The 11,953-nt window shown below is 46.0% G+C and carries 11 protein-coding genes; 4 read left to right on the forward strand and 7 right to left on the reverse strand.

Translation table 11 applies throughout. The features are described from left to right. A partial coding sequence (locus tag RIC07_RS18050) for a helix-turn-helix domain-containing protein (protein ID WP_446395742.1) occupies positions 1 to 204 on the reverse strand: 204 nt, incomplete at its 3' end. 124 nt (positions 205 to 328) lie between these two features. Between RIC07_RS18050 and RIC07_RS18055 the strand changes: the two genes are divergently transcribed. The 3 genes from RIC07_RS18055 (at position 329) to RIC07_RS18065 (ending at position 2,737) form a co-directional block, all read left to right on the forward strand. Further along, positions 329 to 583 (forward strand): hypothetical protein, encoded by a 255-nt coding sequence (locus tag RIC07_RS18055; protein WP_446395743.1) that lies wholly within the window; start codon positions 329 to 331, stop codon positions 581 to 583. A 304-nt stretch (positions 584 to 887) separates the two neighbouring features. Next, positions 888 to 2,102, forward strand: coding sequence for an AAA family ATPase (locus tag RIC07_RS18060; protein WP_446395744.1), 1,215 nt, complete (start codon positions 888 to 890; stop codon positions 2,100 to 2,102). Between the two features lie 14 nt (positions 2,103 to 2,116). Beyond that, complete coding sequence (locus RIC07_RS18065; RefSeq protein ID WP_446395745.1) at positions 2,117 to 2,737, forward strand: DUF4276 family protein; 621 nt, start codon at positions 2,117 to 2,119, stop codon at positions 2,735 to 2,737. A gap of 138 nt (positions 2,738 to 2,875) precedes the next feature. On the opposite strand, the gene RIC07_RS18070 is transcribed toward RIC07_RS18065, so the two are convergent. Continuing rightward, on the reverse strand, positions 2,876 to 3,085 hold the full coding sequence (locus RIC07_RS18070) for a Nif11-like leader peptide family natural product precursor (protein ID WP_446395746.1): 210 nt from the start codon (positions 3,083 to 3,085) through the stop codon (positions 2,876 to 2,878). A 174-nt stretch (positions 3,086 to 3,259) separates the two neighbouring features. Here RIC07_RS18070 and RIC07_RS18075 point away from each other — a divergent pair, with 174 nt between their 5' ends. Beyond that, positions 3,260 to 5,746 (forward strand): substrate-binding domain-containing protein, encoded by a 2,487-nt coding sequence (locus RIC07_RS18075; protein WP_446395747.1) that lies wholly within the window; start codon positions 3,260 to 3,262, stop codon positions 5,744 to 5,746. 144 nt (positions 5,747 to 5,890) lie between these two features. On the opposite strand, the gene RIC07_RS18080 is transcribed toward RIC07_RS18075, so the two are convergent. The 5 genes from RIC07_RS18080 to RIC07_RS18100 all read right to left on the reverse strand — a co-directional run bounded on the left by RIC07_RS18080 (position 5,891) and on the right by RIC07_RS18100 (position 11,867). Beyond that, on the reverse strand, positions 5,891 to 6,334 hold the full coding sequence (locus RIC07_RS18080) for a hypothetical protein (RefSeq protein ID WP_446395748.1): 444 nt from the start codon (positions 6,332 to 6,334) through the stop codon (positions 5,891 to 5,893). A 550-nt stretch (positions 6,335 to 6,884) separates the two neighbouring features. Continuing rightward, on the reverse strand, positions 6,885 to 7,787 hold the full coding sequence (locus RIC07_RS18085) for a polysaccharide deacetylase family protein (RefSeq protein WP_446395749.1): 903 nt from the start codon (positions 7,785 to 7,787) through the stop codon (positions 6,885 to 6,887). A 492-nt stretch (positions 7,788 to 8,279) separates the two neighbouring features. Continuing rightward, complete coding sequence (locus RIC07_RS18090) at positions 8,280 to 9,842, reverse strand: bifunctional pantoate--beta-alanine ligase/(d)CMP kinase (RefSeq protein WP_446395750.1); 1,563 nt, start codon at positions 9,840 to 9,842, stop codon at positions 8,280 to 8,282. A gap of 308 nt (positions 9,843 to 10,150) precedes the next feature. Beyond that, positions 10,151 to 11,275, reverse strand: a complete 1,125-nt coding sequence (locus tag RIC07_RS18095; protein WP_446395751.1) for a septal ring lytic transglycosylase RlpA family protein — start codon at positions 11,273 to 11,275, stop codon at positions 10,151 to 10,153. A 460-nt stretch (positions 11,276 to 11,735) separates the two neighbouring features. Beyond that, complete coding sequence (locus RIC07_RS18100) at positions 11,736 to 11,867, reverse strand: hypothetical protein (protein ID WP_446395752.1); 132 nt, start codon at positions 11,865 to 11,867, stop codon at positions 11,736 to 11,738. Positions 11,868 to 11,953 lie beyond the last annotated feature (86 nt).

Here is an 11,953-nt window from a genome sequence, read left to right on the forward strand (position 1 = left end):
TCGGATAAATTCTGCTGCTGCATCAGGATTGAGGCTATGAAGTGCCTCAGCAATCTGCACCACGGTTTCGGCTGAGGGATCTCGATTTTCGTGAAACCAGTGAAATACAACTGAACGATCAACCTTCAAAGTTACGGCTAGCTTGTTTTGACTGATGCCGTATGTCTCTAATGCTTGTCTGAGAGCTTTTCCCGCTTTTCCCATACCTCTAATCGTGTCAGAGGATGATCCGCAAGTAAATGTTGTTGGAACTCACAACATCTGGCAGAATTGATCTAGATGTTGTTGGAACCAACAACATGGTTGGGTATAAATCAGGTGAACTCAAATGCAAGCGTACTTTGTGCCGAATGACAATCAATTGCCCTCTGCTGAGGTTTCTATTCAGGCTTCCACTGATCCGGTTTCCGGGAAAGAATTTATTAAGGTGATGGTTATCGGTTCCCGTAAAGGGATCAACAGCATTATCAAAACCCTGCATCGCTTACGGTTTGCGGAGGTGAGGGAATGGAGTCCACCGATTCCTTATGGTGCTTCCGGAGAAATGATGAGTCTGTTGAGGCGACAGATCATGGTGGATTGAATCGTCGGTGTGATTCGTTGGCGCGATATAGCAGAAGGCAGAGGGCAGAAGGTTTATTATTGATTAAATTGAGAGGTTATCGGTAGCTATCATAGGGTACGGCAATGCCGTACCCCTACCCATCAATTATCCCTGAGATGGGGTAGGGGCACGATACCATCGTGCCCTGATATAGGTTCAAGGTTAAAATCAGACGATAATCACCTCGGCTATCGTCTGTTCTGCCAATCACAGACAGCGTTTGGCAAACTGAGGGATAAGGAAGGCGATCGCACAATCTAGAAGACTACCCATCCAATCCACTATGCCCAAACCTGTTATTCCCCGCATCGAGCAACTGAGAGTCAAAAACTATCGTGCTTTACGCGATCTTGAACTAAAAAATATTACACCACTGACCGTCTTCTTAGGTCCCAATGGCAGTGGTAAATCCACCATTTTTGATATATTCGCATTTCTATCCGAATGCTTTCAATTGGGTCTGCGTCGGGCTTGGGATCGACGGGGGCGGTTTCGAGACTTGCGAACTCGTGGGGCGGAGGGTCCCATATCCTTTGAGTTGAAATATCGGGAACAGCCACAAACTCCAGTTATCACCTACTACCTGGCAATTGACGAAGGTTCTCGTGGTCCTTACGTGGCTGAAGAATCTCTACAATGGCGACGAGAACAACAAGGTGCGCCATTTCAGTTTTTGAACTTTAAGGAGGGGACAGGTGAAGTCATCAGCGGTGAAATGCCGGAAAAAGAAGACGAACGTATTCCGCAACAGCTAGACTCTCCTGACATTCTCGCGGTGAATACCCTAGGACAATTCGCAAGTAATCCTCGGGTGAGCGCTCTGCGTCGATTTATCAGCGGTTGGTATCTGTCTTATCTTACAGCTGATCATACTCGTAGCACTCCCGAAGCTGGTCCTCAAGAAAGGCTCTCTGAAACAGGTGATAACCTGCCCAACGTCATTCAATATCTAAAAGAGCAGTATCCTGAGCAGCTCGATCAAATTCTGACAACCCTTACTGATCGGATTCCGCGCCTAGAAAGCATTGATGCCGAGATGATGCAGGATGGGCGACTGCTATTACAAGTCAAAGATGCCCCATTTCAAAGACCCATTTTGGCTAAATTTGCCTCAGATGGCACCCTGAAAATGTTTGCCTATTTGACTGTTCTCTATGATCCTGATCCACCTAAACTCATCGGCATTGAAGAACCAGAAAACCATCTTCACCCTCGTTTGCTACCTGAGCTAGCCGAAGAGTGCCGAACTGCATCTGGACAAAGCCAGTTAATGGTGACGACTCACTCACCTTACTTTGTTGATGCATTGCGTCCAGAGGAACTTTGGGTACTCTATCGTGATGAAGAGGGTTTCACTCAGGCGAAGCGTGCTGCCGATATGCGCGGTATTCCTGCATTTATGGCTGAAGGTGCAACCCTGGGTAATCTCTGGATGGAGGGGTACTTTGAATTTGGTGATCCGCTCAAAAACCAGGGTGCGCCTAAAACTAAACGTTAGTAGTTATGCTCAACATGACGGTATTACACTTAGAAGTTTTAGTTGAAGAATATTCTGCAAAAGTTGCCCTTGACAACCTATTGCCTAAAATTCTTCCCTCTGATGTTGAGTTTGAACTTCACTCGTTCCAAGGAAAATCGGATTTATTGAAGAAACTTCCTCAACGACTCAAAGGTTATCGCTCCTGGCTGCCAGATGATTGGCGGATTGTTGTCCTTTGTGATCGTGACAATGATGATTGCCAAGACTTAAAAAAAAGCCTTGAAGATTATGCCATTCTCAGTGGATTTACAACTAAATCCAGTACTGCAAGCCAACAATTCACCGTACTCAATCGCATTGCGATTGAAGAGCTTGAAGCCTGGTTTTTAGGAGACGCAATCGCTATCTGCCAAGCGTATCCCAAAATAGCCAAAAGTTTTGTTACTCAACAACGTTATCGTTACCCTGATGCAATTAAAGGAGGAACCTGGGAAGCTTTGGAAGCCTTACTAAAAGGGAAGGGATACCATCAAGGCGGCTTGAACAAGGTTAAAGCAGCGCGAACAATTTCTGAGTATATGCAACCTCGGAATAATCAATCGCCGAGTTTCCAGTGCTTTAACGCTGGAATACAAGCTTTTTTCAGAGAATAGTTGCACTTAAACTAAAAAAGGAAACAGGGAACAAGGAACAGGTAAAAGCAGTCCCTCGAACCATGTCCTCGAATGAAGTGAAGGAGAAGTAAAAGGTCAATGTATTTAATATCATTTTGACGAATTACGAATAAACCCTTATAATCCAGGAATTTCTGACAATTTGCCCTCGACTTCTTCAACCGAAAATCCCGTCATTTCTTGCCATTCTTCCACAGTAAAGTCATACCCCCGTTCTTTTGCCATTTTAATAAAGGCGTCTACGTTGGCGGCAGCTCTGAGTTCCTCTCTTAAAGCCGGGTTCGCTTGAGCATCTCGAAACAGCTTCGCCACTTGCTCCTTTGCCATTCCTGGTAACTCCTAATTTGACCAAATAATGCTACACTAGCAGACTTCCGACTCTAGGAAAAGCAAATTTTGTTAAATTTCTCAACGCTTTGGGAAACCACCGCTTAGACTGACACCGTGCTTATGGCAGGATAGCAATACACAGCTTAACAAGGCTTGGCAGGAGCAGCAGTTATGGTTAAGGGTAACCCAAAAGGATTTCTGGGACGCTTATTTCAACAATTTCGCAGCGTTGAAGGAAGTCGGATTTTCCATCGCTTTAAGACGATCCCAGGTCGCTTTCGAGCCATCCTACTGCGGTTCATCCCAGCGCGGTTTCTTTGGTTAGTTCCATTCCTACAAGATGAACTGAAACAGCGTGCGCCGAGTTTAGATGAACTCAAAGATCGCATGGCGGGTAAAACGAAACCCGGTGAAGGATTAGAAGCCGAAGGTGGCGTGGCGACAGAAGTCGTCGTTCCGCCAGGGGTAAAGTCCCTCTATCCGGAGTATCGCTGTGTTCGGGGAAATCCCCTTTACTGTGAATGGGTGCAACAAACCCTGCTCGAACAACCCGGTGCCAACTATTGTACTCAATGTGGATTTCCGACGCTGTTACCGCCAGAAACCAAAATTCGCGGACGTCGGGGAACCTATCAAATTGAAGGCTTTCTCAAAAATCGGGGTCGAGGTCGTCTTTATCAAGCCCTGCAACTCCCGACTCGTCAACCTGTGGTAATCAGGGAATACCTGTTACCCGATCGCTATTTTAATGTCCAAGAAAGTCAGTTACGCAAAGAAGCCTTTGTCAATCTCGCTGGCGTCACCTTGGCTGATGGGCGGGTGCAAGACTTTCGCCTCGTCTCTCCGTGGGACGCGATCGCAGATCCCCGGTTTGAACGCTGCTATTTAGTCAGTCAGGGGATCTTAGATACTTATCCTACCTTAGCCAGTTACGTGGCAGAAACTGGGGCAATGACCAGTTATCAGGTGCGACAAATCCTGGAACAAGTTTTGCAAAGTTTAGAATTTCTCCATGGACAAAAATTTCGTCTCCCGTCGGGTTTAGTCCAAGAGGGACTCACCGATGGCAATATCAGTTTAGATAGTTTACTGATTGTTCCCACTTTCCAAGGCTTTTTTATCTATTTGTGTGACCTCCTCTTGTGGGAAGGACGATTTGATCCGCCCTTACTCGAACGTCCTTTATTATCTGCCAAAAAGGATTTACAAGACTTGGGGTATGTGGCATTTTATCTTTTAAACGGCGGTACTCATGATCCGGTTACGCTTCAACCCTTTAATCCCCGGATTACCAAGCATTGGCCCCTAATCCAACCCGTGTTTAAAGACTATGTTTTATCCCTAATTGGCATTGGTACCTCATCCTTTGAAACCGCCGAAATTGCCCGCCGTGCTTTATTACAATTGCCCCCTGAACCGCAAATTATCCCCCCCTTCTCCCAACCCGTAGCTGAAGCCGACGCGAAGAAAAAGAAAAGGCGGTGGTGGCGTCCACGGTTATTCGGGCTACTTTTGCTACTGCTGTTGTTAGGATTATTAATCTGGTGGCTATTCGGCAGAAATCAACCTCAAACCGCCATGGAAACTGAACCATTTCCCTGCTGTATTGAACAAGTATCTGGAATTCCCACAGGAACGTTTACCTATACAGCAGAAGCATACGGAGCGTGGGATTATATCCTAGAGCAACCCAATTTAATTGCCAAGGATACCACCTTGGCAGGTGAATTATACCAGCGTCAACCGAAATTAGAGTTAAACTATCAACCTGTACCCTCTTGGACAGACGCGATCGCACAGGTTCGGGAGGAAGACGCCGAGTTTGCGATCGCGACTCCCATTAATCGGTTAGGATTTGCCTTAGACACAGAAGAAGTGGCTCATGATGGCTTAGTTGTCTTTGTCGCCTTCAGTTATGCACAACGGGAAAACAGCTTACCCGCCGCCTTAAATGGGCAAATTAGCTTTGAGCAATTACGCTTACTCTACACCGGAGAAATTACCAATTGGCAAGAATTAGGAGGACCCGATCTCCCGGTTCAACTCTATGTTCCTCCCAGTGATCAAGCCATTGAACTGTTTAAGCAGCGGGTTCTGCGAGAGGATACGAATACGAGTAATATTGCCGAATTTGAAGCACTTCTGCAACAAAGTAACCAACCGAGTCGCTCATTTGCCAATTTAGGTCGTCCGCCGATTATCCGCACCCAAACCTTTGAGACACTGCGACAAGTAATTCGGGATTTTGAGGGGCGAAACATTGGCGCGATCGGATTTGATTCTTTGAGTAAAGTCTTAGGACAATGTTCAGTCTATCCCCTAGCCATCGTGGACGGAGAAAATGATGCGATTTCACCCTTAGTACAAGATAACCGACAACCGATTACTCCGAACACAGATTTATGTAATGCTAAAGGGAGTTATGGAGCCAATGTGGAGGCATTTATTAGCCAAACCTATCCCTTAGCCTATCCCTTAGCCGTTATTTATCCGAGAGATAATAGCCGTCCCCCCATTGGCACAAAGTTTGCTGAAATTCTCAGAACTGAACAGGCGCAATGTTTATTGTCTAAAACCGGATTAGTCCCACTGCGACCCTATCTGGATTCTACCTACTGTACTCAGGAATTGGACAGCGCTGAACCTGATAACGGATGAATAAGTTGAGCAAACTTCACCTTATCTTAATCGCTCTTGGTCGGAAATCACCACAACTGAGGTACAGCCTTAAGCAAGATCCCCGACTTCTTGGAGGAGTCGGGGATCTGTCTGTGTACCTCACTTACTTGAAGGCTATCTGAATCAAACAGAGATTTTTGAAGCAAATTCTTCCAGGGTTGCCCATTCATTATCTATCTCGCTAGAGGATGTTAAGGAAATGAAGAACCCTTCTATCTCCTTCCAGGCAGACTCCTGGAATTGAGGAACATTATCGGGTATTTTGATAGTATTTTGATCCTCATAAAACGGGAATTGGCTGAAGTGAGTGCTATCATATAACCGATACTTTAGGTTATTTGCCGCCGCCTGTTTTTTCTCTAAGGTTACTAGACTGTGGTTTATTGTCTTCACTGTTTCTTGCTGTCCATCACGTTGGATTCTAGCTACTTCGGCAATTGTTTGGTAATCTTTTAAGCCCTCACGAGAATAAAATGTTAACCCTACAGTTTCGGAATTTTGCTCCTGTTGAATCATCTCGTTAAAATTGGCTCGAATGACCTGGCGAATTCTATAGAATAATTCCATTTCTCAACTCCCTTGCTATGAGTGGCACTGCTTTTAGGTGCTAGTTGTTTACATTTCTTTACCCATTATGTTAAATCTACCTAAAAATAATTTTGTGTTTACAAACTCTTCACAAAAGTCGCTTGTCATTTGTCATACTCGCTTCGCGAGAAGCAAGCTACGTCATTCGTCAGTAGTGAGGGCTTTAGCCCTCTCCAGCTATGCGTTAAAGCACTAAAGTTATACTCGTAGGGTGCGTTAGGCAAATTTCGAGATTAACAGTTATTAATTCAGAACATAAGTACGCCGTAACGCACCAGATTTAATTAAGCCACCCAGAATGTGCTAATAACCATTGATATTGTTGGGCAAAAGCATCATTCTTGTCAGGAAAAATTGAGTAAAGGGCGACCCGATTAAATTGAATGAACACCGTTGTGAATTTGTGCAAGCGGGTCGCCCCTACAGGATAACCCAAGGTGATATATTCTCAATTAAATACTTAGTTAAGGTGCGTTACGCTACGCTAACACACCCTACATATAAATCCTTTGCGTAAATCCTATTAGTATTAATCTGGCATATCCAATAAGTCTGGCACGGTGACAAATTGATAACCACGCTGTTTCAGTTCAGTAATCAACTTTGGTAAAGCTTCTACTGTTTTAGAGCGATCGCCCCCGCCATCGTGTAATAAAATAATACCACCCGGTTGCGCGTCTTCAAGAGCGTTATCGATTAATTTTGGCACAGTAATCCGGCGACTTTGCCAATCTTTTGTATCGGCTGACCACATAATTACAGCATACTTATTTTGGTGAGCATAGCTCACTAAGCCGTTATTTAAAATGCCAGCAGGCGGTCTAAATAACGCCGTTTTGACGCCAGTGAGTTGATGAATTAAAGTAGCGGTTGTCTCCAGTTCCTGTGCCGCCGCCGATGGACTGTACTGATGATAGTGATGATTCCAAGTATGGTTACCAATGGCATGACCTTCAGCCACAATTTGTTTCATAAGCTGGGGATGATTCTTAACCGTCTTACCGACAACAAAAAAGGTGGCTTTGATATTTTCTCGTTTGAGAATGTCTAAAACTTGGGGGGTTGTCTGGGATGAAGGTCCATCATCAAACGTGAGGGCAATCACTTTGGCGTTATCCTTGAGGACACGAGAATGAAGGGTTTTGCCTTGAAATTCTACTGGCACAGAAAAAGTTAAGCGTTTGGCTTCTTCCTCTGCCAAGTGAACCAACATTTTTTCATAGATATCTTTTTCATCTCCAATTAAACCATTGATTTGCAAACTCTGGGAATTAGAGCGTTCTTGTTGGTTCAATTTAGGACTAGGAATCGTTAGCTTTGGGTTAACTGAACGAGCAACGGATACACTCAAACTTGCAATAAAACCAAGTGTGGCAGCGATTAAACTAATGGATAATCTGTACTGCCAAACTAACTGACAAGGGTTTGCCACCTTTAATCTCCTTCACTCCTCTGAATACACAGGCGGCACGTCATGGTTGTTTATTTTTAGATTATTCTTGTTGCAGAATAATCCAAGCGGCGGGTTAATCTATCGCCAGACATAAATGTCTAAGCGTAGATCAACCCGCTTGATAAATTCTGATGCTAAACCCTGCGTCTCAATCGCTAAACGCAACCATTCCTAGGGATATTCAGTTCGCTGTAGGGCAACTGGATACCGAAATCCGCCTTAGTGTTAATGATTCTTTTGTTAGTTACGACGCAAATGGCAGTATATCCGGGATAAAGGATTAGTTTTTTTGAGTGGGGGGGTGTAGCAGAAGGTAGTGGCGTGGCACACCTTAGCAAGATGAATTAGAATTACCCGGAAACTGTAGGGGCGCAAAGACTTGCGCCCGATTCAATGGTCAAATCTAATCCACAATTTTAGCTGTGCCACACCAGTAGAAGGTTTAGGAAGGTAATGCTTTTAGGCAAGCTTTTATGCGTTAGTTGGCGATAATGCTTTTTTATGGTATGCACTAATAATTCTATCGGTAACTTCAGGAATTGTTAATCCATCCGTATTAATTTCGATCGCGTCAGCAGCTTGACGCAGGGGGGCTAAGGTACGAGTGCTGTCACGCTGGTCTCGTAATTGAATATCCGCTTCTAGCTGTTCTAAACTGACAGTACCTTGGTCTTCGTCTTGAAGATCTTGCAAGCGTCGGCGTGCCCGTTCTTGAACCGAGGCGGTGAGAAAAATTTTCAGTTCGGCGTCTGGGAAAACATGAGTCCCGATATCTCGCCCTTCAGCGACAACACCACCCTTAGACGCCCAGCGCTGCTGCTGTTTGACTAATTCGTGACGCACAACCGGGAGCGCCGCGATCGCAGAAACATTGGCGGTAACATCTAACGAGCGAATCGCCTGGGTGACTTCTTTGCCATCAATCCACACCCTCAAACTTTGGGGTTGGGAACCACTACTGATCAAGGATATTTGACATTGACTCACCAATTCCGCGATCGCAGGTTCATCAGTAAAATCAATTTCGGCTTGCAGCACTCGCCACGTCACCGCCCGATACATGGCTCCCGTATCCAGATACATTAAGCCTAATTGCTGCGCCACTAACCGAGTCACCGTGGATTTCCCCGCCCCCGCCGGTCCATCAATGGCAATAATCGGTTGGCGATTTCGCAGCAAGATATTATCAATTAATCGAGTTGAACCCAGACGAGCCGCGATCGCGAGTAATCCTTGATCTTCTACTTGTTCTAAGGGGGTCAAGGTTGTCGGATGGACTAATTCGATGTACTCGACTTGAATCTCCTCAATCAAGCTGAGTTCTGAGGTAACAGCAGCAATTAAGGCGGTGCGATCGCGCTCCCCAGCTTGGAACACATTTTGGGCATTTTGTAAACCCTTGTAGAGAATCGGAGCTTGTGCCTTTTGTGCTGATGTTAAATACTGATTACGAGAACTATAGGCAAGACCTGACGGTTCACGGGCGATCGGACAAGATACGATAGTGACAGGCAAATTTAGATCCGCAACCAAGCGGCGAATAATCGCCAATTGTTGAGCATCCTTTTGACCAAAATAAGCGCGATCGGGTTGAACTAGATTTAATAACTTAGTCACCACCGTCGCCACCCCCTGAAAATGACCCGGACGAGAATGACCACATAATATAGAAGTCATGGCTGGTGGGGGCATAACTTGAGTGAACTCCGTCGGGGTGCCTGAATCGGATGGGTCATCACCATACAACTCCACGGCTGTGGGCGCAAAAATCACATCAACTCCCGCTTGTTCACAAAAGCGTTGATCCTCCTCCAACTGACGCGGGTATTGCTGCAAATCTTCCCCAGGTCCAAACTGGAGTGGATTGACAAAAATGCTGACAACGACAATAGCATTTTCGCGTCTTGCCCGCTCGATTAAGCTCAAGTGACCGGGGTGCAACGCCCCCATCGTCGGCACTAAACCGACGGTTTTTTGGGTTCGATGACGTTCTAAGTGGCAGCGCAATCCCGCGATTGTCGTAAACAGACGCATGAGAGTTTAGTGGTTGGATCTTAGATCGATGTTAGCAATTTTGTCATTGGTCATTTGTCCTTTGTCATTCGTCCTTTGTTATTCGTCCAAGCGAAGGATCGGTCAGGGCGGGTTTTGCAGAAACGTTACCATCAATAACCACACATCAAGTTCCTAAACCCGCCCCTACACACTCAAAACTATTCCCTAGTGCAATTCGTCAGAAATAACGCCAACAGCTAATATCTCCCCCAGCTTCCCCAGCTCCCTCTGCTCCCCCTGCTTCATAATATCTACGAAGCTGCTCAAGTATTTTTACGCCCGCTGCACTAGTAGTTATCTAAAACCTCAATCCGTACAGGTGCCACACCCGTCCTAATCAATCCTAGGACTCTGGCGGCGGCGGCAGAAAGGTCAATGACTCGCCCTCTGGTATAGGGTCCTCGGTCATTAATCCGCACGATAACGGAACGACCATTATTTAAGTTGGTGACTCGCACGTTAGTACCAAAGGGTAAGCTGCGATGAGCGGCGGTTAGGGCGTTTTGATTAAATCGCTCACCACTGGCGCTGCGGTTTCCATGAAAGCCAGGACCATACCAGGAGGCAATACCCTTAACCTGGAAACGTACTGGACCCAAGGCGACTTGGGCGATTGTTTGGGCTTTGGGTTTCCCCTCAATTTGGCGTAGGGGGGGAGCATTACCCATCAAGCGTCGCAGTCGGTTCGTGGCTTGTCGGGCATCTTCGGTTAGGTTTTCGGTGGTATCGGGCAGAATGGTGTTTTCGTTAACTTGCACCAACTCCTGGTCGTTTACCTGGATGCTGTAGCAGTTACACGACTCATTCCAACGAACTGCGATCGCGTCTGCATCAATATTATCCCGATGCAGTTGATTGAGTTGAGCCGCAACTGCTGTCGCCCGCCCTACGGCATCATCTGGATTGGCATTACTGGTCGAGGTGACACTGGGCGAGGCAATATTATCCAGTTGGTCTGCCTCTGAGGATTGATAACCAGACACCGTTTTTGATGAGGAATACTCAGGTTCAGCGTCATTTCCCAGAGCCACTTCTCCCACTTTGGTGTCATTATTAGCAGTTGCAGGAGAACCTAAGAACGTCAGGACAGGGATGTCGCGCACATACAGAGTAGCCGCCTGACGCCCATCGAGTGAATAGGCATGAATTTTAGCAATGATTTCTTCTGCTTCCCCAACTTGAGCCGTTGGGGATTGAAATTCTCCCACTTTTACCACCTCTGGCGGCTGAGGGGTTGGTTGAGAGGAGGTGGAGGGAGTTGTTTGCCGAGAGTGTAGCGCTTGAGCGGGAGTCAAGTTGCCCTCAGAACCTTGGTCAACTGCCTGAGCTTGGTTAGCCGGATGGAATATCACTGTGCTGAGGGCTGTGGTTAAGACGGTAACAGTGAGACCACTCAAAATTCGCTGATTCATAAGCCTAGATCAAAAGCCTCTAGAATTCTACGTTTAGGGTTATGGATGGTGATGCAAGAGGATTAAGAAAAACCGTCTGCAACTCATACTCATTTCGATTTCGCTCTATTTTTATGGAACTGACACAGACTAACACGAAGTTTTGGGTTTGGGGATCAGTGATTTTTGGGAATCAGCGATAAGATTTTCAAAAGTGCGATATTATCGAGTTTGCCCTAAAGCCTGATATGACAAGGATTTCCCGCTTTTACCCCTCTCAGGGAATTTACGAGTTTCTTAACAAAAGTTTACAATAGAGGCAACAGACCTCGACCATCGCGGCGAACGTTTTCCATCAATGCTGTAGGGGCGGGTTTTACCGATAACGTTTTGGCTCTAGGCTTTGCCGGGATCAACCTGTAAAATATCCGAGGGAGGAAAACAAAGGACACCCTCACAACTTTGGTTGGGGCGGGTTGATTCACATCAAGGTGGCAAAAAAACGATAATAGTGAAACCCGCCCCTACATTCCTCGGTGGGAACGGGTTGAGTCACATCGGGGTTAACTAACAGTCGGTAAATATCTAGACAATTAGTGACATAACTAGACATTTTCTATGATATAATCAGGCAATGTCTAGTTTAACCCCCCAAGAAGCAGCCACTCGACTAGGTGCCACAGTCTTGCACTTTGCACC

This window comes from Coleofasciculus sp. E1-EBD-02 (genome assembly GCF_040218245.1).
Lineage (GTDB): Bacteria > Cyanobacteriota > Cyanobacteriia > Cyanobacteriales > Coleofasciculaceae > Coleofasciculus.

Bases quoted from the DNA above. Each gene is read 5' to 3' on its own strand.
- RIC07_RS18070 (WP_446395746.1), bottom strand. From the start codon at position 3,085: ATGGCAAAGGAGCAAGTGGCGAAGCTGTTTCGAGATGCTCAAGCGAAC.
- RIC07_RS18080 (WP_446395748.1), bottom strand. From the start codon at position 6,334: ATGGAATTATTCTATAGAATTCGCCAGGTCATTCGAGCCAATTTTAAC.
- RIC07_RS18095 (WP_446395751.1), bottom strand. From the start codon at position 11,275: ATGAATCAGCGAATTTTGAGTGGTCTCACTGTTACCGTCTTAACCACA.
- RIC07_RS18075 (WP_446395747.1), top strand. From the start codon at position 3,260: ATGGTTAAGGGTAACCCAAAAGGATTTCTGGGACGCTTATTTCAACAA.
- RIC07_RS18060 (WP_446395744.1), top strand. From the start codon at position 888: ATGCCCAAACCTGTTATTCCCCGCATCGAGCAACTGAGAGTCAAAAAC.
- RIC07_RS18065 (WP_446395745.1), top strand. From the start codon at position 2,117: ATGACGGTATTACACTTAGAAGTTTTAGTTGAAGAATATTCTGCAAAA.
- RIC07_RS18055 (WP_446395743.1), top strand. From the start codon at position 329: ATGCAAGCGTACTTTGTGCCGAATGACAATCAATTGCCCTCTGCTGAG.
- RIC07_RS18090 (WP_446395750.1), bottom strand. From the start codon at position 9,842: ATGCGTCTGTTTACGACAATCGCGGGATTGCGCTGCCACTTAGAACGT.
- RIC07_RS18100 (WP_446395752.1), bottom strand. From the start codon at position 11,867: ATGTCTAGTTATGTCACTAATTGTCTAGATATTTACCGACTGTTAGTT.